The organism is Streptomyces sp. G-G2 (genome assembly GCF_030063135.1).
Classification (GTDB): Bacteria; Actinomycetota; Actinomycetes; order Streptomycetales; family Streptomycetaceae; genus Streptomyces.
This window is the reverse complement of record NZ_JASISO010000066.1, coordinates 11,090-33,502: the sequence shown is the minus strand read 5'-3', so window position 1 is coordinate 33,502 and position 22,413 is coordinate 11,090. Positions and strand designations below refer to the sequence as shown.

Annotated in this window: 18 protein-coding genes; 13 read left to right on the top strand and 5 right to left on the bottom strand. The window is 67.6% G+C overall.

Annotated features, from left to right (window positions below):
• The 5 genes from QMF80_RS34585 to QMF80_RS34565 all read left to right on the top strand — a co-directional run.
• The coding region (locus QMF80_RS34585) for a bifunctional 3'-5' exonuclease/DNA polymerase (protein ID WP_283460788.1) at positions 1 to 1,593 on the top strand (1,593 nt) is incomplete at its 5' end.
• A gap of 82 nt (positions 1,594 to 1,675) precedes the next feature.
• Complete coding sequence (locus QMF80_RS34580) at positions 1,676 to 3,280, top strand: serine/threonine-protein kinase (RefSeq protein WP_283460786.1); 1,605 nt, start codon at positions 1,676 to 1,678, stop codon at positions 3,278 to 3,280.
• Positions 3,281 to 3,380: 100 nt separating this feature from the next.
• The gene (locus QMF80_RS34575; protein ID WP_283460784.1) at positions 3,381 to 3,950 is read left to right on the top strand and encodes a hypothetical protein; all 570 of its coding nucleotides are present in this window, start codon (positions 3,381 to 3,383) and stop codon (positions 3,948 to 3,950) included.
• A gap of 8 nt (positions 3,951 to 3,958) precedes the next feature.
• Positions 3,959 to 5,983, top strand: coding sequence for a ThiF family adenylyltransferase (locus tag QMF80_RS34570; protein WP_283460782.1), 2,025 nt, complete (start codon positions 3,959 to 3,961; stop codon positions 5,981 to 5,983).
• A gap of 270 nt (positions 5,984 to 6,253) precedes the next feature.
• A complete protein-coding gene (locus QMF80_RS34565; protein WP_283460781.1) occupies positions 6,254 to 6,697 on the top strand; it encodes a hypothetical protein in 444 nt (147 codons plus the stop codon).
• Positions 6,698 to 6,739: 42 nt separating this feature from the next.
• Here QMF80_RS34565 and QMF80_RS34560 read toward each other — a convergent pair whose 3' ends face one another.
• The gene (locus tag QMF80_RS34560; protein ID WP_283460779.1) at positions 6,740 to 7,198 is read right to left on the bottom strand and encodes a GNAT family N-acetyltransferase; all 459 of its coding nucleotides are present in this window, start codon (positions 7,196 to 7,198) and stop codon (positions 6,740 to 6,742) included.
• A gap of 169 nt (positions 7,199 to 7,367) precedes the next feature.
• On the opposite strand from QMF80_RS34560, the gene QMF80_RS34555 reads away from it, so the two are divergent.
• From QMF80_RS34555 to QMF80_RS34545, 3 genes are all read left to right on the top strand, one after another.
• Entirely contained in the window at positions 7,368 to 7,832 is a 465-nt protein-coding gene (locus QMF80_RS34555) for a hypothetical protein (RefSeq protein ID WP_283460777.1), read from the top strand.
• A gap of 7 nt (positions 7,833 to 7,839) precedes the next feature.
• Positions 7,840 to 8,067, top strand: a complete 228-nt coding sequence (locus QMF80_RS34550; RefSeq protein WP_283460775.1) for a hypothetical protein — start codon at positions 7,840 to 7,842, stop codon at positions 8,065 to 8,067.
• Positions 8,068 to 8,265: 198 nt separating this feature from the next.
• The gene (locus tag QMF80_RS34545) at positions 8,266 to 8,478 is read left to right on the top strand and encodes a hypothetical protein (protein ID WP_283460773.1); all 213 of its coding nucleotides are present in this window, start codon (positions 8,266 to 8,268) and stop codon (positions 8,476 to 8,478) included.
• Between the two features lie 700 nt (positions 8,479 to 9,178).
• On the opposite strand, the gene QMF80_RS34540 is transcribed toward QMF80_RS34545, so the two are convergent.
• Positions 9,179 to 10,237, bottom strand: coding sequence for a DUF6615 family protein (locus tag QMF80_RS34540; RefSeq protein ID WP_283460771.1), 1,059 nt, complete (start codon positions 10,235 to 10,237; stop codon positions 9,179 to 9,181).
• Positions 10,238 to 10,377: 140 nt separating this feature from the next.
• Between QMF80_RS34540 and QMF80_RS34535 the strand changes: the two genes are divergently transcribed.
• The 5 genes from QMF80_RS34535 (at position 10,378) to QMF80_RS34515 (ending at position 16,416) form a co-directional block, all read left to right on the top strand.
• On the top strand, positions 10,378 to 10,683 hold the full coding sequence (locus QMF80_RS34535; protein ID WP_283460769.1) for a transposase: 306 nt from the start codon (positions 10,378 to 10,380) through the stop codon (positions 10,681 to 10,683).
• A gap of 23 nt (positions 10,684 to 10,706) precedes the next feature.
• Positions 10,707 to 11,597: an IS3 family transposase gene (locus QMF80_RS34530; protein WP_283460792.1), complete on the top strand. Its 891-nt coding sequence runs from the start codon at positions 10,707 to 10,709 to the stop codon at positions 11,595 to 11,597.
• Between the two features lie 268 nt (positions 11,598 to 11,865).
• Positions 11,866 to 12,051 (top strand): hypothetical protein, encoded by a 186-nt coding sequence (locus QMF80_RS34525; RefSeq protein WP_283460767.1) that lies wholly within the window; start codon positions 11,866 to 11,868, stop codon positions 12,049 to 12,051.
• A gap of 617 nt (positions 12,052 to 12,668) precedes the next feature.
• A complete protein-coding gene (locus QMF80_RS34520) occupies positions 12,669 to 14,027 on the top strand; it encodes a hypothetical protein (protein WP_283460766.1) in 1,359 nt (452 codons plus the stop codon).
• 412 nt (positions 14,028 to 14,439) lie between these two features.
• A complete protein-coding gene (locus QMF80_RS34515) occupies positions 14,440 to 16,416 on the top strand; it encodes a DNA cytosine methyltransferase (protein ID WP_283460764.1) in 1,977 nt (658 codons plus the stop codon).
• A gap of 145 nt (positions 16,417 to 16,561) precedes the next feature.
• Here QMF80_RS34515 and QMF80_RS34510 read toward each other — a convergent pair whose 3' ends face one another.
• Genes QMF80_RS34510 through QMF80_RS34500 form a run of 3 tightly spaced genes read right to left on the bottom strand, consistent with a single transcriptional unit; the run spans position 16,562 to position 22,366 of the window.
• Positions 16,562 to 18,577 (bottom strand): AIPR family protein, encoded by a 2,016-nt coding sequence (locus QMF80_RS34510; RefSeq protein WP_283460762.1) that lies wholly within the window; start codon positions 18,575 to 18,577, stop codon positions 16,562 to 16,564.
• Positions 18,570 to 19,577, bottom strand: a complete 1,008-nt coding sequence (locus QMF80_RS34505) for a PD-(D/E)XK motif protein (RefSeq protein WP_283460760.1) — start codon at positions 19,575 to 19,577, stop codon at positions 18,570 to 18,572. The genes QMF80_RS34510 and QMF80_RS34505 overlap by 8 nt, the downstream gene beginning before the upstream one ends.
• Positions 19,574 to 22,366 carry a Z1 domain-containing protein gene (locus tag QMF80_RS34500; RefSeq protein ID WP_283460759.1) on the bottom strand — a complete coding sequence of 931 codons (2,793 nt, stop codon included), beginning with the start codon at positions 22,364 to 22,366 and terminating at the stop codon, positions 19,574 to 19,576. Before QMF80_RS34500 ends, QMF80_RS34505 begins: the two co-directional genes overlap by 4 nt.
• Positions 22,367 to 22,413 lie beyond the last annotated feature (47 nt).

Here is a 22,413-nt window from a genome sequence, read left to right as displayed (position 1 = left end):
GCGGAAGCGATCCGTACCGCCCCGCCCGCCACCCGCTGGATCTGGCGCTCCACCCCCGCCGTCTACCCCCAGCTCCTGGCCGCCGGCGTCCCCATCGAGCGCTGCTACGACATCGAGGACACCGAACTCCTCCTCCTCGGCCACGAGGGCCGCCTCGGCGAACCCCGCTCCGCGGCCGCCGCCTGGGCCCGCCTCACCCGCTCCCCGGTCCCGCCCGATCTCCCCCCGCGCGCCGCCGAGCCCGGCACCCAGTCCTCCCTCTTCGACCCCCGCCCCGCCCCGCGCCCGCCCCACGCCCTCCACGCGGTGTACGCCGACCAGTTGCGCCGCCTGGACGCCACCGCCCATCCCGACCGGATGCGCCTGCTCACCACCGCCGAGTCCGCCGGTTTCCTGATCGCCGCCGAGATGAACCAGTCCGGCCTGCCCTGGCGCGCCGACGTCCACCGCGCCCTGCTCACCGACCTCCTCGGCGAGCGCTACGGCGGCGGCGGCGCGCCCCGCCGCCTCGCGGAGCTGGCCGAGCAGATCTCCGCCGCCTTCGGGCACCCGGTCCGCCCCGACCTCCCCGCGGACGTCATCCGGGGCTTCGCCCGCGCCGGGATCCGCCTCACGTCCACCCGCCGCTGGGAGATCCAGGACCTCGACCACCCCGCCGTCGCCCCGCTCCTGGAGTACAAGAAGCTGTACCGCATCTACACCGCCCACGGCTGGGGCTGGCTCCAGGACTGGGTGCACGACGGCCGGTTCCGCCCCGAGTACATCCCCGGCGGCACCGTCACCGGCCGCTGGGTCACCAACGGCGGCGGCGCCCTGCAGATCCCCAAGGTGATCCGGCGGGCGGTGGTCGCCGACCCCGGCTGGCGGCTGGTCGTGGCGGACGCCGACCAGATGGAACCCAGGGTGCTGGCCGCGATCTCCCGCGACCCCGGACTGATGGAGGTGGCGGGCCGCCCCGAGGACCTCTACACCTCGATCTCCCGCCAGGGGTTCTCCGGCGACCGCGAGATGGCCAAGCTCGCCGTCCTCGGCGCGGTGTACGGCCAGACCTCCGGCGACGGCCTCAAGAACCTGGCCGCCCTGCGCCGCCGCTTCCCGCGCGCCGTCGCGTACGTCGACGCCGCCGCCCGCGCGGGCGAGGAGGGCCGCCTGGTCCGCACCTGGCTGGGCCGCACCTGCCCGCCCGCGGCGGGCGCCGCCGACCAGGACGAGGCGGGCATCCCCCAGGAGGCCGCGGCGGGCGAGGGCCGGGACCCGGCCCGGGAGGGCCTCGGCTTCACTCCGGGCTACGCCTCCTCCGACTCCCGGGCCCGGGGCCGCTTCACCCGTAACTTCGTGGTGCAGGGCAGCGCCGCCGACTGGGCCCTGGTGATGCTGGCCGCACTGCGCAGGGCCATCGGACCCCTCCGCGCCGAGCTGGTGTTCTTCCAGCACGACGAGGTGATCGTGCACTGCCCGGCCGAGGAGGCGCGGACGGTGGCCGAGGCCATCCGGGCGGCGGGTGATCTGGCGGGTCTGATCACGTTCGGGGAGACCCCGGTCCGCTTCCCTTTCACCACAGCCGTGGTGGAGTGCTACGCGGATGCAAAATAGAGACGCGAAATAGCCACGCGAGGTTCAGAGATGTTTCACAAATACGCTGAACCGATGACCGGGTGAGTGCCACCCTTGTCCCATGTCGGGTATTCGGGGGGCCGGCCCGGCGCCCATGCGGCGCCTTGTTCTGGACCGGTACGCATTACTGGAACGCTTCCACGGAGGCATGGCGGAGGTCTGGAAAGCGCACGACCAGCGGCTCGACCGCACGGTTGTCGCCAAATTCCTCCGCGTCACGGACCGGGGCACCCACCCGGCCCTCCGCTTTCTGCGCGAGGCCAAGATCCTGGCCGCCATAGACGACCCGCGGATCGTCCGGGTCCACGACGTGGACGAGGCCCGGATCGACGGCTCGTGGCACCTCTACCTGATCACCCAGTACATCGAGGGCGAGACCCTGCGGGTCGCGCTCCCCCGGGGCCGCCGCCTGGCGGTCGACCACGCCCTGCGCTGGGCCGCCGAACTGTGCGAGGCACTCGTCCCCGTACACGCCCGGGACCTGGTCCACCGGGACATCAAGCCGAGCAACATCATGGTCCGCGCCGCGGCGCCCGGCCCCGGCGGACCGTCCGCGGCCACCGGCGGCATCGGACGTACGGGCGCCACCGGCCACGCCACCGGCCCGACGGGCCGGTCCACCCTGGTCCTGCTGGACTTCGGCATCGCCCGCTCCTACACGGCCGTCGGCAACCTCGGCTACGCCGCCGGAGTCACCGGCCTGGCCCAACTCGTGGGCACTCCCGAGTACATGGCCCCCGAGTGCTTCCTCCAGGAGCCCATCGGCCCGGCCACCGACCTCTACGCCGTCGGCTGCGTGCTCTTCGAGATGCTGACCGGCCGCCAGCCCTACTCCGCCCCCGACGACTACGGCACCCTGGTCAACCTGCACTGCCGGGCCGCCGTCCCCTCCGTCCGCGGCCTGCGCCCGGAGGTACCGCCCGCCGTGGACCACCTGATCGCCCGGCTGCTCACCAAGAGCCCCGGCGAACGTCCCGCCGACGCGCGTGAGGTCGCGGGCCTGCTGCGGGGGCTCAGCGTCGCCGTCCTGCCGCGCCCCACCGTCGTCGTCACCCCGTCCGTCCCTCCGCCGCCCGGTCCGCCCCCGGGGCTCCCGACCGATCCCGCCCAGGTGGTCGAGGCGCGCTGCAACGCCGTGCTGGAGGCCACCGAACGAGACCCGGAGACCCCGGCCGGAGTACGGGTGCGGCAGCTGGGCGACGTACTCGCCTTCGCGTACGCCACCCTGCCCGCCGATCACCGCGGGATCTGGCTGGTGGTCCTGCACCTCGCCCAGGCCCTCGCCCGCGCCGGGCAGCCCGCCGCCGCGGCCGAGCGGCTCGCTCCGGTCGCCGCTCGGGCCCGGCAGGTGCTCGGGGCCGACGACCAGCTGGCCGTCCTGTGCGCGCTCAACCTCGCCCGCTACATCGGCGAGTCCGGCCACCCGCGCCCGGCCGCCCAGCACCTGCTGGAACTGCGCAACGCCGTCTCCGGGGTGCTGGCCGCCACCGACCCGAAGCTGTCGGAGATCCGCTACGACCAGGCCCACTGGCTGGCCGCCGCGGGCGATACCCACCGCGCGACGGCCGAGTTCGAGGCCCTGTACGCCGACCACTGGACGGCGTACGGACCGGACCACCCGCAGACCGTCCGCCTGCGCGAACTGATCGCCCGCACCCGGGCCTGAGGAACCGCACCCGGCCCGCCGCACTCCACCGCGCGGTACGACCTACGCGCCACGCGCCACGCAGTACGCGCCACGCAGTACGCAGCTCCGTCAGGGAGGGATGAAGACCATGGCCGACATGTACGACCTCAACGCCATCCGGGACAGCTTCTTCGCCAGTCAGTCCAAGACCGCCACGGGCACGCAGGAGGTGTACGTCGACCGCGAGGGCAAGGTCCGCCTCGGCACCGGCGGTGAGAACGACGCGCCGCTGTCCAGAGTTCCGCAGAGCACCTTCGCCGCCATGAGCGCGACGAACACCGCCCGGCTGGAACGGGAACGCCGCGTGGTGGAGGCGAAGTTCCCCGCCGACACCTACTACGAGAGCACGCCGGGCGCCGAGGGCTGGGTCTACACGATCACCACGACGTTCGAGAACACGTACGAGATGTGCGCGCGCTTCGACGGGGTCGAGTACCAAGTCCGGCTGCTCAAGCCGGACTTGGAGACCCTGCCGAGCCACGACCAGCACGGGTTCCACCTCTACCACAGCGGGGTGATCTGCCTGTCGGAGCGTCCCGGCTCGGGCCAGCCCACCCTCCAGGAGGCGTACGCGCGCTCGGCGACCTGGGCACTGGGCGTCGACTTCGTCCGCATGGGCCGTCCGTTCCCCTTCAACCGCGAGCAGTAGGGACCGACGTGCTGCCCGTACATGTCTTCGACTACGTGATCGACCAGGTGGGCCGGGACATCGGGCGGGTCCGCCCCGAGCAGGGCGGCGCCCTGCTCGGGCTGCGCGGCCGCGACGTGCTGACCGCCTTCGTGCACGACGCGCGCGCCCAGGTGACCCGGGTGGAGTACAGCAACACGGCCTGGCTGCTGAGCGAGATAGGACGCCTGGAGGAGGCCGGTCCGGTCCGGTTCAAGGGCATCGTCCACTCACATCCGACGGGCATGCCGCGCCCCTCGCGCCAGGACCACCGGGAGTACGGGCGCACCCTGGAGGCCGTACCCGATCTCGGGCGCTACCTCGCGCCGATCGTCACCCACGACCTCACCACCCCCGGCGAGCGGCACGAGCTGTTCACCGACAGCGCCCGCATCTCCTTCTTCGGCGCGATGTGGGCCGAGCGCGGGGTCCGGCTGGAACCGATGCGTCCGGTGGTCGTTCCGCTGGCCGCCGCGTTCCGGCAGGCCGGGCTGTCCTGGTCCGACTCCTACCCGGTCACCACGGAGACCGGCGGGGTCCCCGGGGTACGGGTCCCCCTGCCCCGGGGCCGCTCCGGCGCCCGGCGCTACCTCTTCGCCACCGCGGACTTCCCCCTCGCCCCGCCCCTGCTGCTGGAGGAGGCGGGGGCGGACGGGCCGCACCCCGAGCTGATCGTCCGGGAGCTGGGGTGGGACCCGCGGATCCCGGAGACGGACCGGCTGCGGGAGGCGCTGGGGGCACTGGAACCACCGGGGTCGCGCGCGGCGGGCCCGGCACCGTCACGCCGCACCCCGCACCCGGCCCCACCCCCGGGCCCCAGCGCGCCCGTACCCGCGCAGATCCCCGTACCGGCGCCCACCGCGGCGTCCGTGCCCACCGCGGCGTCCGCGCCCACACCGGTCCGGCCCGCCCGGGAAGCACACACCCGGGACCAGGGCACCCCTCAACCACTCGCCCACCCTCAACCGCCCCTCCTGGGCCCGCCGAAGGAGCCCCTCCTGCCCTCCGCCCGGCCCCCCGGCCGGATCCGCAGGCTCGGCTACCGGGCCGGGATCGGCCGGAACCGCGGCGTGCGCGAAGGGCTCTTCGCCCGCACCCAGGGCCTGCTCTCCCCCGCCCTCGCGGACACTCACGTCCTGCTGGTCGGGGTCGGTTCGGTCGGCAGCCACCTGGCCGAACTGCTGGTCCGCTCCGGCGTCGGCAGGCTCACCCTGGTCGACCCCGACCGGGTCGAACCCGCCAACCTGGGGCGGTCGTTGTTCGGCGTACGCGACATCGGCCGCAACAAGGCCAGGGCCACGGCCCGCCGCCTGCGCAGGATCAACAAACGCCTCAAGGTCACCGTCCTGGCCCGCGACGTCGCCTCCCTCGACGACCACCACTGGCACCAGCGGATCTCCGACGCCCAGCTCGTGGTGGCCGCCACCGACGACAACCAGGCGCAGCAGCGGCTGAACCACCTCTCCTACTTCCTGCGCCGCCCGGCCCTCTTCATCGGCCTCTACGACGGCGCGGCGGGCGGCGAGGTCGTCTTCACCACCCCCGGCTCCCCCTGCTGGTCCTGCGCGACCGGCGGGGTCCGCGAATCCCTGGGCGAGCTGGGGCACCAGCCGCGTACGGACTACGGCACGGGCCGCCTGTACGCCGTACCCGGGCTGCTCACCGACATCCAGCACCTGACCGCGGCCGCCGCGAAGATCGCGCTGGCCCTGCTGCACCAGGGCGGCGGGCCGGAACGGATCGGCGGGTTCCTGACCGCCCCGCTGCGCAAGGACCTGTCCATGGCCCTGTTCGCCATGGAGCCCGACCACTGGTTCTTCCCGCGGGTCCTCGGCGAGGCCCCCGGGCAGCACGCCTTCCAGAGCATCTGGCTGCGCACCGGCCGACGCCCCGACTGCCCGGTCTGCGGGGACCCCTCCCTGCGCAGCGACCCCCGGGACCACGTCCGGGCGGGCGACAGCGCCGAACTGACCCGGCGCCAGAGACGCGCCTTCGAAGAACGCCACGGGCGCTGAGCGCAGCGAGCGGACCGAGCGCACTGAGCCAGGAGGAACGGAAGAACGATGGGCGACGACACCACCGAGGCGATGCGCCGCGCCCGGGAGGCCCGCCTCAAATACGGCGGCAAGGCCCCCGGCTCGACCCCACCGCCGGCGGCGCCACAACCGGCGGCGCCGCGACGGGTACGGCCACAACCAGCGGCGCCGCAACCGACGGCGCCACTACCGACGGCTCCACTACCGACGGCGCCGCGACGGGCAGTACCGCGTCGCCAGGACCGCCCGGTGGTGGGCCTGGGCCAGAACGCGGCCGTCGGCCAGGCCGCGGCGCTGTCCCTGCTGCTCTGGCAGCTCCTGGTCCTCAGCGGGTGGACGGCCCCGCTGCGCCTCTCGGAGCAGTTGTCCCCGCACTGGAGCCATCCGCGCGAGCTCGCGATGAGCGAGCTGCACGCGGACTGGTTCTCCGACCTGCGCGACGCGGTCCTGCTCCAGGGGCCGGGCCGGGAGTACCCGTGGCTGTTCCCGACCTGCGCGATGGTCCTCTACCTCCTGGTACGGGTGGGACGCCTCCCGGTAGCCCTCCAGGCCCTGCTCGGCACCCTGATCGCGGCCTACGGCCCGGTGGCCCTCGTCGCGAGCGCCCCGTCCCTACTGCTCCAGTGGCCCCTGACCCTGGTCCTCGTCACCCTGAGCACGTGGTCCCTGTACGGCCTGCACCTCAGGAGCTAGTGCCGCGTCGGTCAGGCCAGGCCGGTCAGGCCAGGTCGTCGATCAGGCCAGGTCGTGGAAGTAGACGTGGAACTCCTCGCGTACGAACCCCTCCGCCTCGTACAGACCCTGGGCGACGTGGTTGTCGTACGCCGTCTCCAGCTGGAGCCCGGCCACCCCGGCCTCCCGCGCCCGCCGCAGACACTCCCGCAGCAGGGCCCGCCCGGCTCCGGTCCGCCGCCCCTCGGGGGCGACGTAGAGATCACTCAGCACCCAGGCGGGCCGCAGGGAGAGGGACGAGAAGGTCCGGTAGACCTGCGCGAACCCCACGGTCCCGACCCCGTCCACATCGGCGAGCAGCACGAGCGACTCCCCGTTCCGGATCCGCGCCCGAAGGAACTCCCCGGGGGCGCCGGGATCGTCGACGGTCACCTCATAGAAATCGAGGTACCCCCGAAACAGCCGTGCCGCCACCGCGACATCAGCCTCCCCGGCCTCCCGCACCACAACCCGCTCGCCCATTCGTCTCCCTTTCGTCCGCCCAACGCGCCACAGCCATTGTCCGCGGCCACGGTCAGCGCACCCTCCACTGATCACTCGTCATGGTGGAACCCCCTCCGGACGAGAACCCCCTTCCCTGCCGACGGAGTTTCGAAGGAAGGAACAGACAACTCCACACCAGAGGACACAGATGGGCAAGCTTTCCGCCGTACGCGTCATCACCGCACTCGTCGGCGCCGCCACGTTCGCCGTCTTATCCCCTGCCGAGGCGTACGCCGGCGCCATCGGCTCCACCCCCGTGGCCACCTTCAACTACCAGGTCGGCGGCGTCACCATGAAGATCCCCACGGGCTGCATGTTCACGCACATCATCCGCGGCACGGGCAAGAAGATCACGTACCAGAACGCCGGAGTCGACTGCGGCTTCGTCGGCGCCCTCAACGCGGGATTCTGCAACTGGCGGATCGACTTCACCTACGCGGACACCGACAACAAGATCTACCGCACCTCCCGCGGCACGACCCACACCGAGTGCAAGATCAACCCCATGCGGGACAACGCCCCACAGACACTCCCCCGCTACGGCAAGGCGTGCGCCCACATCAGCGTCAACGGCGTTCGCCGGGGCAGCCAGTGCCACCACATCACGAAGTGAGTCGCACATGACCCCCGACGACACCGAAGACCCCGCCCGGCCGACGAAACACCGCCGCGCGGGCATCGCCGCCTTCGCCGTGGGCGCCGCCGCGACACTCGCCGTCTTCGCCTTCACCCCGGGCCTCCCCCACGTCATTGACTGGGGCGCCATCATCGCCGCCGTCGCCCTGGGCGCCCTGGCCCGATGGGCGTGGCTGACCCACCTCGCGAGAAAACACACCGCACCCGAATAGCCACACCCCGAACCCACCCGGTCCCCGAACCACCCCGGGGACCGGGGCTCAGTCGTCGCCGCCCTTGGTAACGACGAACTCCGGCCTCGCGAGCGCCACTCCGACACGCGTCTCGGCCCACTGTCGACGAGGTCCGGCCGATCCGAAACCAGCGCCGTTGACGGCCGAGGCCAGCTGAATTCGCGGTCCGTCGAGAGGATGCAGCCGTTCCGGCGCATCACCGGACCGTCGGCGCAGCAGCGCGTCAGGGCGACGCAGCGGGCCGCGCTGAACTCGGCGATGGACCGGGGGACTCTCACGTCCGCCGCCGCCGCTCACGTCGAACTCCCCGCCGACAAGCGGCAGAAGGCCAGGGTGTGGACCGATACCGATACCGATGCCCGCATCGCCGAGTGGCTACGGCCGGGATGAAACCGAGCGGGGTCATGGTCTCGGATCTCTAGCAGGCGGGCACCTTCCTCCACTTCTCGCCGGCTTCCGCCACCGGCGGTACGCCCTGTTCCACCTGATCACCTTCCGCGGCTCGCGCCCTGGCGAGGCCTGCGGCGCCCACTGGTCCGACCACGACCCCGCAACCGGCGAACTCACCATCGCGACGCAGCTCGCGCGGGATGGCACCCGTCGATCCACGGGGCGAGCAGGTCGCGCGGTTGGCCCTCGACCATGTTGCAGCCCAGATCACAGGGACAGTTCCGGAGCAGGAGGGGCGCGCAATGGACACGCAATGGACGCAGGGGCGACGCGAAGGTCATCGCGTTCCGGCCCCGGACCGTCCGGAAATAGCAAAACCCCCAGGTCACGGCGAGTGAGTCCTGAGGGTTTTACAGAGCCGCCTTCGGGATTCGAACCCGAGACCTACGCATTACGAGGCCCGACAAGATCGTCCCGCGTGGTGCCGGGCCGTGCCGCCGAGTCCTGTTTCCCCAGGTCAGCAAGGTGCGGCCCGGCCCACGCATGCCGCCCAATCCACCCCGTGCCACCCCGTCCGCTCACGCACCGCTCACGCACCGCCGGCCCTTTCCCTAACACCCGGGACAGGGCTCAGGTCGATCGGCGTGCCCCAGCCGTCAGAGTTGACGTTTGCGGGCTTGTTGGTTCACCCGGGTCGGCCTCAATCCCCGACAGGGCCAAGATTCACCAGAATCGCCCCTGCGGCTCGATCGTCAGGCGGTGGCATCTCGGCTCCACGAACCATGGCGCGCACGCGTTTCGGAAGCCTACCTACCGGACGCTCCGCCATTTCTCTCAGCTGCCGGTTCAAAGCACGTTCCGCCTGACTGGAAGTTGCAGCGTCAGGCGTGCTCGTCTCACCGTCGTCTCGCCTCAGATCGTCCTTACTGATGCGCTGACGGCGCCCCTCTGGGCCCGGCTCCCCCGGCAAAGCCGACCGGGTCGGAAGTCTGGCTATTGACGGCGAGGTGCCCGCGCGCGCCGGATCCTTCTCAAGCTCGGCAAGAGCTGCCCGGTGCAGGAGCTGCGCCCGCATGAAGGAAGTGTCCAGGCGCGGCACCTCCGACGCGCTGCCGTCGCACAGGATGCGGTTCCAAGGGCGACTGCGATCCTTCACATAACGTGAACTTGCACGCGCGCCGAGCAAGGTCCGCTTGACAACCAGGGCGGACGCTATGGTGCAGCCCAACTGCCCCTCGGTGAAGGGTCGATGTTCACAACCCACCCACGGCTTGCCATGTCGGAGCTGCACCCAGTTGAGGTGGTTGTAGAAGACATAGGCGGGAAGGCAGCCTGCCGCCACAGCATCCTCAATCAGCAGATCATTCTGGTATTTTTCGCCATCTGGTCGGTACCTCAGGTCGTAGCCACCGCTCCGGTTGGCACGCTTCGCTTGGACACGCATGCCGAATCCCATCTCGCCAGAGTGAAACCACCACTCCCAGTCCGCACCGTTCAGGCGTTCCTCGTCACTCGTGAACGGCCGGATCGCTACCCGATCCCCGTGAGCTTGGTCGATGGCCCGCAGGTTCTCCTCGGTATGCGTTACCTCGCTCGACGGCCATCCTTTCCGGTGTTCGGCAGCCAATGCCTGAAACGTCAATTCGGCGCGGCGACTGAGGGTTCCGCACAGCGAACCGACCATAGAGGTGCGTATGCCGCATGCGCGACAAAAAGCATCATTCGCTTCGATTTGCTGACCACAAGTGCAGAGCGTCAACTCACCTTCACCTTTCAACAAGCCCTATGGGAACGCGACGATGTGTCCTGCGATCGCGCCGCCGACGGAATGAAGCTCCCCCTTTGACCTGGACAGCTTGATACTGGGACGGAAGGTCCCGGAGGAAGCAGTCACAGGTAGTGAGCAAGAAGAGCAATATGAGCAAGCGGTACACGGTGGAGTTCAAGCGGGATGCCGTCGCGCTGGCCCTGTCGTCGGACAAGACGGTCACCGAGGTCGCTCGGGATCTCGGGGTGTCGCCGGAGGGGCTGCGCGGCTGGGTGAAGCAGGCCGCGGTCGATCGGGGCGAGGGTCCTACCGGGGCTCTGACCAGCGCCGAGCGGGAGGAACTCGGCCAGCTGCGACGCAAGGTTCGCGAGCTGGAGAAGACGGTCGACATTCTGGGGAAAGCGACCGCCTTCTTCGCGCAGGACAAGATGAGGTAGACACCGCCGCGCGGTGCCGCTTCATCGACGCGGAGAGGGCGTCGGACGGCGACCTTGCAGGTCACAGCGTGGCGCTGCTGTGTCGAGCACTGGGAGTGCCGCGCTCTACCTACTACGCGCACCAAGCGGCAGCCTCCTCGCGGCGGGCCGCACGGCGCGAGGAGGAAGGTCTGGTCAACGAGATCCGCGTGCTCCACGCAGGATCACGCGGCGCCTACGGAGCTCCGCGGGTCCACGCCGCCCTGCGGCGAGCCGGGCGGGCGGTGAACGGCAAGAGGGTCGAGCGGCTGATGCGCAAGCACCGAATCGTCGGGATCACCCGCCGCCGGCGCCGGGGCCTAACCCGGCAGGCGAAGCGGGCGGTGTTCGCCGCCGACCTGATCGGCCGGGACTTCACCGCACCCCGCCCCGGAATGCGGCTGGTCGGCGACATGACCGAACTCGTCACGCTGGAAGGAAAGGTGTATCTGGCGACCTGCATCGATCTCGCGACGCGGGAGGTGATCGGCTGGGCGATGGCCGACCACCACCGCGCCGCTCTGCCGGTGGCGGCCCTGCGGATGGCGGCCGGACGCGGTGGCCTGGAGGATGGCTGCATCATGCACACCGACCGCGGCAGCGAATACACGAGCGAGGAATTCCGCACGATAATAGGCAAGTTGCGCATGCGGCAGTCGATGGGCCGTGTCGGCTCTTGTTACGATAACGCCGCTGCGGAAAGCTGGTTCGCCATCCTCAAAGCGGAGATCGGAACCACCGTCTGGGCAACCCGCGAGGCCGCCCGGGCCGACGTCTTCCGCTACATCGAGATCGAGTACAACCGCAGCCGACTTCGCAAGCATCCCGAGTACGGATACATCACCCCACTCGAAACGAGAACCTTGCTCAGGCAAGACCTCACCCCCGCAGCGTAAACACCCGCTGTCCAAGCCCCGGGGGGAACTTCAAGCAGGCCGATAGCCATGTTGGCTCTCAGGACCAACCCTCACTGCCGCGGTCAGCTGTCTGCAAGAGACGAGGACGCTGAATGTCTGCATCAAATGCATCCAGAGGCCCCACAAGATCACCCCAACTACTGCCGGGCGGTGCCACATAATCCTGTTCCCCAGGTCAGCAAGGTGCTGCCCGGCCCTCGCCTACCGCCCGATCCACCACATGCCATCCCGTCCGCTCACTCAGACCGTGTACCTGTACAACACGAACGGCACACTCCACGCCAGCATCGTCGCGTACGCAGGCACCGATAAGAGTGAGGAAAACACCACGCTCGCGCAAGGCGCCGGTGCCATCCTGTACTGGTGGACGCACCCCTGCCCGACCAACTGGGCACAGTCGAACGAGAGTCCTGTTCTGCAGCGCCAGCGGTGATCCGGAAGTTGAATCTCTCCCCACCTCCTGCACACATCACGGGGCAGCAGCGCGTGGCCTTTGTTCCGGTAACCCGCGCGCAATGGAAGTCGGTGTTGAGGGACGCCGACCTACCCGGGCTTCAGCGGAAGACTGACGAGATGGTCGCAGAGATCCTGCGACTGCGAACCGCTTCCGGCCGGATTGTGGGGAAGGAGCTTCCGGAGCTGCTGCGGCATCTCCGCGCGTCGGTAGTCGCCTTGGGCACTGTCGCAGCAGAGGTCTCCCGGTTCAGCCCGTCCCGCACCGGCGCGGCAGAGCAACGGTTGGCGGCTGACCTGGCGAAAGCGAATCGGAGCGAGGCTCGAGCGCTGTTCGCCTGCCTGGAACAGGGATGGGCGGAGTTCGCGTGGTCTGAGGTACGGAGGCACGCTCTCGCGGCTCAAGCAGTTGGACGAACTCTGAAGGCTGCTGCCAAAGCTGATCACGCCAGCCTTCCCGACGAGGACATCTATCAGCGAACGCTCGGGGTGCCGGCCGCGCAGCTGCGTCCCGGGTCGGGTGTTGCGTCACGGGCCCGCTTGCTGGCCGCTTGGGCGAAGGCTCCGAGGGTGCTCGATCGTCGGCTGCGACGGAGCATGAGTCATCTGGTCGATGACTCGCTACCGCTGACGGTGAAACTGCTACATCACCTTGCCGCCCTCGCGCTGTCCGATCGCCCCTTAATGGCGCATCGCGCCGCATTCTCGGCGCGTGATCTGGTGACATCCCTTCTGAAGGCCGAACCGGAACTGACGTGTTCGGTGATTGCACGACACGTCGCTCGCGAGCCGGAGATGCTGTCCTCCCATCGCGGACAGGTCGCCTACCGTGACGCCTACAACCGCGCGGCACACCAAGAGGAAAAGGCGCGTGCGGCCATGGACCTGCACAGGGCCGTGCTGGAAGGTGACGTCAAGCGCACGGCCGCCGTGGTCATGGAACTGCTGGGCAGGGCGGTTCCGCAAGGCGCCTCGCTCTCGACCGTACGGGACCTGCTGGCGGCTGAAGACGGTGAACCGCTTTGCAAGTTGCTGGCTTCGATGATCCGCACTGAGTGGCGCAACGCGAACGCACACGAGGACTTCCGCTGGGACCCCGTCAACAGCACGCTCCTCCTAGGCGGACAACCCACGGATCTGGAGCAGGTACTGGACGCAGCGATCCGCGCTCGCGCCATCTGTCACGGGTTCGAGCACGGGGTCGCCTTGGCCTACGCCCAGAACGCACCGCTGATCATTTGGGGCGCGGAAGAGTCGAACTATGTCAGCCGAGACCTCTCCATACTCCAGGCAGCTGGAGAATCCAGATTCCCGGTGCTGGACATCCGGCGCTACGGCAGTCTCGTACTGTTGGAAGTACCTGACATCTCCGTTGAGACGCTGAGAGAGGCGTGCCGTGCGCTTCTCAGGGCCGCCTTGGCAGACCCCAGCATTGAGCGCTGGGAACTACGCCAAACCTCTCCCGGCCTGCCACCTCTGTGCGTGGACCGTACGGGAACACATGCCGGACTCCAAGTCGCGGAACCCCTCTGGGAGCTTGCGGACCCCCTTCCTTTCGCCGTTCTCCCTCTACTGGCGAATGCCATGACCAATGCCGGAGAACCTGCCGAGACGGCAGCTTCAACGGTTCTCTGCTTAGCCGCTGCCCATGTGGTCGGAGAACGAGACCGCTTGTTGCCCGCCCTTGCACAAGGCGATTCAGCCGCTAAGGACGAGTTGATCAGCACCGCGAAGCTGATCAGCGGCGGCGCCAAGGCGGCAGCTCAGCTGCTTGAGGGCCCAGCCCGACGCAAGTTGCTTGCCTTCGCAGAAGTCCTTGCTGGCGACTGCCACCGGCTGCGGAGCGCCCGCGCCTTCGAGCTAGTCCACGAGTTCGTGCCGGCGGATCGGGTCCTACGGAGGCATGCGCCAGCTCGGCTGCCGTGGGTCACAACACTCGACGACTCTGCCAGCTGAGATCCTTGACACAGCTCAGATCTGCTTCAGAACCCAGTACGTGCGGTGGGCCAGCGGCCGCGGTGGCTACGGCGCCTATGAAGGGAGGCGCAGCGCTGTGATCGCTGTGATCGAACGTGTCTTCTGGTGTGGGATCTCGTTGAGGCAGGTAGCGATCGTGGATGTGTCGCCCTGAAACGAGACAGTTACGGGGAGAGTCCTAGGGGGGCTCCTTTAACATGGGGTGTCTGAGGAGATCACTACTTTAAGTGACCGTTTTTACACTACAAGTGGCGGGGCGGTCGCCGGGCAGGTCACCCGCGTGGCAGTCGAGGCCATACGGCGGCGCGGACCAACCGGAAGCCTTGCCTCCGCAGCGTCATGCGTGATCTCCTGGAGCTCGTTCAGGTCGGCAAGTACGGAGGATTGGGTCGTGGCAAAGGAGAAGGGGGCGAAAAATACGTATGGCGTGCCCCTGGAGCGGAGCGACTACCTCAAGCTGGACAAGCACAAATACCACTGTGAGCCGGAAAAATTCGGGGAATGGGTCCGGTCTGGTTACGGGAAAGGCAAGCGTCTCGCCGTTGACCTTTTCTCGGGCGCCGGCGGTCTGAGCCTCGGCCTTGAACGAGCCGGATGGACCACCGCTGCGGCCGTGGACTTCGACGAGCGGGCACGCGAGACTCATGCGGTGAACTTCCCCGGAATGAGCCTTCGTGTCGACCTCGGGGACGACGGACAGCGAGGTGCGTTCGTCCAGCGAATTCTTGACTCCGGGGCCGAGATTGACATCGTGGCGGGGGGCCCTCCCTGTCAGCCCTTCAGTCGTGCCGGGCGTAGCAAGATTCGACACTTGGTCGACAACCACAACCGCGACCCGCACGATCTCCGCAAGGAACTGTGGCGCGCCTATGTCGACGTGGTGGAGCAGCTCCTTCCTCGTACTGTCCTCATGGAGAACGTTCCTGACATGGGGCTCGGTGACGATTTCAGCGTGATCCGCATCATCGAGGCAAAGCTGGAGAGCCTTGGGTACGCGACCCAGGTTCGTCTCGTCGATGCGTGGAACTATCGCGTGCCGCAGCACAGGAAGCGCCTGATCCTGCTTGCACGGAGAGATGGTGGCAGCTTCACGTGGGATAAGCCAAAGAAGCAGACCACCCTGCGGGATGCTATTGGCGACCTTCCTGCGATCAAACCGAAGCCTTTGGACGCGGTGGGCTCCCGAATTCTTGATTACGACGAGAGTCAAGAGCCGAAACCTTCTCTCTTCGCCAAGGAAATGCGCAAGAAGGCGGATAAGAGTGTAATCCATGACCACATGACGCGGCGGGTCCGCACTGACGACTTCAAGATCTTCACCATCATGGATTCCAAGACCCTCTACTCCGAGCTGGAGGAGAAGCTGGGGGACGACGAGAAAGAATTCCAGAGGTACGACGCGGAGCAGTTCACGGACAAGTACAAGAAGCTCGACTGGAACGAGTTGAGCCGTACAATCACTGCACACATCGCCAAGGACGGTTACTGGTACATCCATCCTGAAGAGCCGCGAACGCTGACCGTACGTGAAGCCGCGAGGATCCAGACCTTCCCGGACCGCTTTCGGTTCGCAGGCACGCGGAGTGACGCCTTCCGGCAGATTGGCAACGCGGTTCCCCCGCTGTTGGGTGAAGCTGCAGCCCGGGTTCTCCTGCCGCAAGATGCACCCGTCGGACACGAGGCCACGGACAAGTGGCCGAAGGTACGTGAGGAGCTGACTCGCTGGGCCAAGGAGCAGCGCGCTGGTAAGCAGTGGTACCAGTTCCCCAACGGCCGGAAGATGAAGCCGCTCGGGGCTCTAGTCATGGCGGTGCTTTCGGGAGGAAAACTGCATCCGAGCCAGCTCGCCAACGTGATGAACGGTGTTGCTGGACACAGGGAACTGACCCGGGACGTTTACCTCGCCCTCGTGAACGCGGCACCGACAGCAGCAGCCCGCAAGCGTTTGGAAGACCGACTCGGTCCGGTTGTCGACAAGCCGGAGGTCTGGGTAGACGCGGACTCGATCCTTGATCACAGCAAGATGATGGGGCTCAAGCCAGCTGAGCTCGCGTTGTTCAGGCTGCTGGCTGGCGACGACATCATGCTGGTCAACCAGGGTGCGTTGCGGGTGGCTGCGAGGTTGCAGCAGAACCAATCACACCTGACCAACCGACTGACCGAGGGGCGGCTTAACCTCATAAAGCTTCTCGGTGCTGGCCGTGATGCACCGGTGCGCATGGCCGCCATCAGGTTCGTCGGCGAGAACCTGTGCCGGGACAAGCAGCCCGTTTGTGGAAGCTGCCCGCTGAGTGACTACTGCCCAACCCGTCCACAGGAGGACGAGGGAGCCGCAGCCACCTTCGATGCTTTGCTAACCGCAGACTGACAGGTCCTTCCCCGGCAGAACAGGGACGCTGAGGCGTGTGGCGTCGGCGATGTACTGGGTAGCTCGCTCAGCGTCAGCCTTGAGACGACTGCTAGGCGAGGAAACCCTCTAGCGGCAGCCCCAGCTGTTCCGGGACTGCCGCCGCTCACGTCTCGTGGTCAAGGTCGGCGGGAACAGGGTGGAACCCCTGCCGCAGGGCATCTTCGTAGACCTCTATCGCCAGCCTGGCCTGGGCCCCTACGACCCTTCGCCCCTGGGATAGACGCTGCGCGACACGGTCGGCGAGCTGCCTGTCCACGGAGCGCAGGACCCGGCCTTCGCGGGCCCAGTCTGCGAGAGCCTGCCACTCCTCGCTGGGGATGTCCTCGACAGCGGCTTCAGCCTCGTCCGACTCGGTGCTCTCGGGCGACGCGATCTCGAAGGGATCAGCCGTGAGCTCGGGGGCCAACGCGTCGGGAAGCGTCCACGGGATACGGGACACTTCGTCCCAGCAGTCGGGCTTCTTCGCCCACTCCGACACGTGCCGGTCGCTGGCGATCACCGTATCCATGATCAAGGGACAGAGTTCGTCGAGGGCGCCATTCAGGGCGTCCGTAGTGCCCTGTTCGTTCCAGATCCTGTCGAGGTCGATCCGCTTCTTGGCCTCAAGCGAGAGCCGGGCGACCGTGTAGGTCGTGATCAGCCGTTTGTGGCTACCAGCCGAGTGTGTACGGGCGATCCGGTCGGCAGCCTGGAATAGGAGGGAGGTGGCGATGGCGCGCTTGCAGTACTGCACGTCCACGACGGGATCGGACTTCTCGATCCGCTCCATGAAGTGGGCGAAGTTCTTCTGGGCGCCGCGGCTCACCCAGTGCGGGAGCTGTTCCCAGGAGTGCACGAAGGTGGCCAGGTCCGACTTGCTGAATCTCTGCCGTGTCGGCGTGATCAGCTTGAACTTGCGCTGGGCGGCGCGTGACTCGTACTCGGCGGACTTGTCGGTGTACTGGCCCCGTGCCCGCTCGTAGAACCATCGCGTCTCCTGGCCGCTGCCGTCGGTTGCGGGGGCCCACAGGCTGCGGGAGACACGTTCGAAGGCGACGTGGAACTCGTGGTTCGAGCTGAAGTCGACCAACGTCACCTTGTTCTGGGTGTTGGAGTACTGGGAGATCCTCGGAACGATCTCGGAAAGATGGGCGGGATCGACGATCGTGAGCTTCATCTGCACGTGGACCCCGTCCAAGTCCCGCTTGTCACGGGTCAGGACGTGATGCAGCGAGGCGGTGGTCTGGCCGCCATTGACGATTTGGAGGCCGGTCATGCTCCTGATAGCGATGGGACGGCCGGCCTCGTCGGTCTCGAAGTCCACGTCCGAGGCAGTGGCGGTCACACCGTTGTTGTAGGCGAGGAACTGGCCCGGGGCTTTCAGCAGGGTGTCGCGGATGCCCTTGTTTACAGTGCCGCGGGTCTGCAGGAAGGACCGGACGTTGAGCTCGAGCAGGCGGGTCCGGTGCTCCTTGTACAGCTCGGCCAGCTGCCGACCGGGAATCACGGCCAAGACGACCGAGTAGTTCGGCTCGTCACTGTGAGCTGCCAGGCAGGGAAGGGGACGCTCGAAAGCCACCTTGATGGGCTCGCCGATGCTCCCGGATGTCTCGTGCCTGTGGAGCCGCGCGAGGTCCCAGAGCTCGTAGGTGACGGGGATCCCCTCGAACTCCGTGGGCTCCGGGGCGCTCGTCGTGCTGACCCGGTTACTGAGGAGGAAGAGGCGGATCTTCGGAACGTTCGACAACGCCTTCTCCACACCGACGCACATGTCGTGCACGTCGGTGTTGTCCTCCTGGTTGAGGCGGATTGACCCGTGCTTTCCCAGGAACGCGAACAGCCTGCGGAAGAGCCTGTCGGACTCGACCTTGGTCAGCTTGCTGCTCGACGGCGTCAGGTTGAAGTCCGTCGTGTAGAGGTCGAGGCTGGACCCGTCCTCAGGCATGCCGTAGCCGTAGATCTCCAGTCCCCGAGAGGAGTGGTAGGCGAGTGCTGCGTCGGTGACGACACCGGCTTCCTCAAGGATCTCGAGTACGTGCTGGGTGAACGTGTTCGGAATCGAGCCGCTCTCGGCGTCCGCCAGCGCCTGGATGTCGGTGACCAGCGCGCGGGAGTACTCGTGGACGTCGTGCTCAGCCATGGGTTCCTCGGATCAGGTCGACCAGTGTTTCGGCGGTCACGCTGTGGGTGGCCAGGGCCGACACGTCAATGGTGTAGGTGCAGTTGCCGATCCCGGGCGGCAGCGCGGCCTCGACGATCCGAGGGAAGCCCTCCCCGACCGTCCAGAACTCGCTGCGACGCAGGGTGTAGCGATCGTGGTCGTAGAGGTCCCGTTGGTTCGGCAGATAGCCGGCCTGGACCAGCAGGCTCTCGAAGCGCTGTGAGGCGGACGGTGAGGTCAGACGAGCCCGTATCTCGTCCACCAGGCCGTTCAGGCTCATGCCGAGCCCCCGCTGCCGGTCGTCGAGGACGACATGGGCCAGTGCGAGAGGCGTCGAGTCGGCCGTGTCCAGCTGCCGCTCGCTCGCGATCTGCACCGTCCGGGGAGATCGGACCGTGGTCGACTTCACCTCGACCGCAGCGCCAGGCAACTGGAAGTCCTGGTTCGTCTGCCGGGGTCCGGTCCAAGAGCTGATAGCTGTGTGCTGGTCGACAGCAGGCAGTACGTACTCGAGGAGAAAGTGGAGTTCGCCGAAGAGGCCGCACCGAGCCTGTCGGGACAGGCCCTCGCGCGACACAGAGCGCAACAGCTGCTGCCACCCGACGTAGCGACGAACCGCAGCCTCCGCCGCCGTCTCGGTGGTCGGTGAGTCCCGCACCACCTCTGCGATGTCGGAGACGAGCGGGGTGAACACCTCCGTGAGTTCGTCGTCAGTGAGCATGACCTGGAGCTCGTACTGGTTGCCGGACACCGACGACAGGTTCAGCTGCAGGCCACGTGTGGCCGGCAGCTGTTGGACCTCCTGACGTACGGCGTCAGCGGTCCTGGCGTCAGTGCCGAGCAGCAGCATCCGCCGGAGGGCGGGGTGCGTCACCGACACCTGGATGTCGTGTGGGGAGTCGGGGTAGAGCCGCCGGGTGGACCTACCCGGGGTCTGCTGGTGAGCTTCCAGCTCCTGCCACACACTCTCGTCGATCACTCTTCGTCCTCGAAGTCGTCGAACTCCATGTCCTGCTTGAACCAGATGTCGTTCACCACGTACTCAGTCTTCAACTGGTGGCGGGAGAACGGGAAGCTGATTGCGAACCCGACCAGCGGAGCGACCGGCTCGGGGTTTCCCGACGACTTGGCCACCTCGGCAGGGCTGAGGGGATACAGCAGAAGCAACGGCTGGTCAGGGCGGCGCTGGTGACGCAAAGGCCGACCGCGGGGGGTGTCCGGATCGAGCGGTTCCCCCTTCCTGTTGAGCTTGCCCTTCGCGGCTTCCTGCGTGGCTTCCAGGGCACGCTTGCGCTGTTCCGGGGTCAGGTCGCGGAGCTCGTCGGCAGGGCTGAGCACACGCTTGATCGTGTAGCGGCCGGAAACGACGTCCGAGGACCTGGAGTGGCTGCGCGTGATGAGGCCGACGGAATGGCCTGCGATCGCGGCCGGAGCTCCCTCGGGCAGTCGGCTCGCCAGACGGATCGTCCAGTTGCCCAGCTCACCCTGCTTGGCGCACTGGCGTACGTACTCCGCGATGAATGCCGGCCGCACCCGCTGGGCCTGTCGGTCGGTGAGGTAGGAGTCGAGGAAACCTTCGGTGACGTCGGAGGATGCGACGCCGCTCCAGACAATGGTCCCGCTCCGCTCGTCCACCTCCCTGGCGGAGTGCGCATCGAGGCGTGCGACAAACGACTCCAGCAGCTCGTGGTTGCTACGGACCACCTTCTCGGAGAGGTCGAAGATGGTCGTCTCGGGAAGCTCACCGGAGTAGCTGAGGCGGACACGTGTGCCCTGCCTCATCTTGTTGGACGCCGTGATACCGAGGCCTAGTGACGAGGTTCTGACCTTGAGACCGTACTCGCGGGGGGTGAGTCCCACCGCGGACATCTCCTCGACGTCGCGCCGGAGTTCGTCTGTGGCGGCAGTAATCTCCGCGTACTGGCGCTGCAGCGTACGCGTCGTGTACAGCCGACACAGGTCTTCGTAGCGAGGACGGTAGCCGAACCAGCGTCCCATCTGCAGCAAGGTGTCGTACGTCTTGGAGGCACGCAGGTAGTAGCTGACCGACAGCCCTTCGAGGGTCAGACCGCGGGAGAGCTTCTCGCCGCCTACGGCGATGACTGACAGGCCGGTCTCCCGGCGCTCGTAGTACTGGAGGGCGTCCTTCGCCGCACCGTTGACGGCCATGACGGTGATCTTCGCGAGCGCGGCATGGAGATGAGCTTCGACTTCCTCCCAGTCGAGCCTGTCACCGGTCATGTCCTCGGTGCAGGGGACGAAGTCCTCCTCCCAGAGCTGCCGCAGCTCTTCCTCGAGTTCTTCACGTGCGCTGCTGAACCGGTCCTGGAGAACGTCGAAGAGCAGGCGTAGATGGGCGTCGATCTGGTCGCGGACCTGCTGCTGCACAGCGGTGAAGCGGGTCACATGCACCAACATGGAGTTGTGCACGGCGACCTGCCCGCGCGCTCGGCGTGCCGCACAGGTCAGGACGAAGGACCGGATGGCGCGCTGGAGCGACTCTGGAAGGAAGTCGGGAACCTGGAGGTGGGACTTGTGCTTGTCCGGCACCCAGAGGTCCGTGTCCTTGACGTGCCTTATGAGCGGCAGGGGCTCGATGTCCTCCTCGTCGCCGTCGGTCTGCAGACCGAAGAGACGCTCGGGACCAAGGTAGTTTGACGGCGCCCGCAGGGTGCGGATGAAACTCTCCGGGAAGAGGTCGGGGCCCAGCTCGGCATCGTCGGTGTCGGGGTTGATGTAGATGTTCGCGAAGGGAGTCGCGGTGTAGCCGACGTAGGACGCCTTTGTGAAGCTGTTGACCAGCCGCCTGATGGCCTTGTTGATCGCCGACGGGTTGGTGTCTGGGTCCTTAGAGGTGTTCACCCCGGCGTTGTCGGCTTCGTCGTCGATCACAAACAAGGGAAGGTCGGGAACGACCATCCGGCCGGTCTCCGGGTCCTCCACGCCGTGGTTGTCGATGACCCAGTCACGCAGGTTGTCGATGATCCGACGGTTCTTTTTGACCACGAGGACCACCGGGACACTGCCCACCGGCACATTCGCGGAGACCGCCGTCTTCCGGGCGAAGTCCCCCTTCTCGTGACTGGTGGTGAGCGACGCGGCCTTCAGTCGCTTGCCGTGATGCGACATAGCGCCAACACCGATATGACGGTGCGCGTCGTCGTCCGAGCGGAACTGGTACTGGGTGTCGAACCCGAGAAGTCCCTCGTCGATACGGAGCTGGGTCTGGCTGCGCAGGTCATTGTGGATCCCTGCGAACACCACGATGAGCCGGTAGCCGGCGTCGGCTGCCTTCGCGGCGAGCCCGATGAACTGCCCCGTCTTACCGGACTGCACCTGTCCGATCACGAGCCCGGTCCTGCGCCAGATGCCTTCTCGCTGAGGGTCTTCCAGCTCACCGAGAACGTCGTCGGTGCTCTGATCGAGGCGGCGCACGACCTGCGTCGGAAGCTTGGACACGCTCAGCAGGTAGCGCCGGTAGCGGTCCCAGAAATCCCAGTTCCGGTCTGCCTTCGCGTCGGCGAGCCAGGCCACGTGTCCCTCGTCGTTCGTCATCGCCGAGGAATCAGCCTGGAACACGGAAGCTCGGGCCTCGAGCACTTTTCGCACCTGGTCCCGCTCCACGGTGATCCCCTGGGCAGCAAGGATGCTGGCCGCGGTGTTCACGGCGAAGTCCACCTCGGCTGGCGTTGCCTGGCGGTCACCCGGCAGGAGCAGCAACGCGGTCTGCTCTGCCTTTTCGAGACTGTCTTCGGGGGTGGTGCTCACAGCGACCTCCACGGCCGGGTCGGTTGGGAGTGGGGCTACCAGGTGGG

Bases quoted from the DNA above. Each gene is read 5' to 3' on its own strand.
- QMF80_RS34555 (WP_283460777.1), top strand. From the start codon at position 7,368: ATGGGCAAGCTTTCCGCCGTACGCGTCATCACCGCACTCGTCGGCGCC.
- QMF80_RS34575 (WP_283460784.1), top strand. From the start codon at position 3,381: ATGAAGACCATGGCCGACATGTACGACCTCAACGCCATCCGGGACAGC.
- QMF80_RS34560 (WP_283460779.1), bottom strand. From the start codon at position 7,198: ATGGGCGAGCGGGTTGTGGTGCGGGAGGCCGGGGAGGCTGATGTCGCG.
- QMF80_RS34520 (WP_283460766.1), top strand. From the start codon at position 12,669: ATGAGTCATCTGGTCGATGACTCGCTACCGCTGACGGTGAAACTGCTA.
- QMF80_RS34550 (WP_283460775.1), top strand. From the start codon at position 7,840: ATGACCCCCGACGACACCGAAGACCCCGCCCGGCCGACGAAACACCGC.
- QMF80_RS34510 (WP_283460762.1), bottom strand. From the start codon at position 18,577: ATGGCTGAGCACGACGTCCACGAGTACTCCCGCGCGCTGGTCACCGAC.
- QMF80_RS34580 (WP_283460786.1), top strand. From the start codon at position 1,676: ATGTCGGGTATTCGGGGGGCCGGCCCGGCGCCCATGCGGCGCCTTGTT.
- QMF80_RS34545 (WP_283460773.1), top strand. From the start codon at position 8,266: ATGCAGCCGTTCCGGCGCATCACCGGACCGTCGGCGCAGCAGCGCGTC.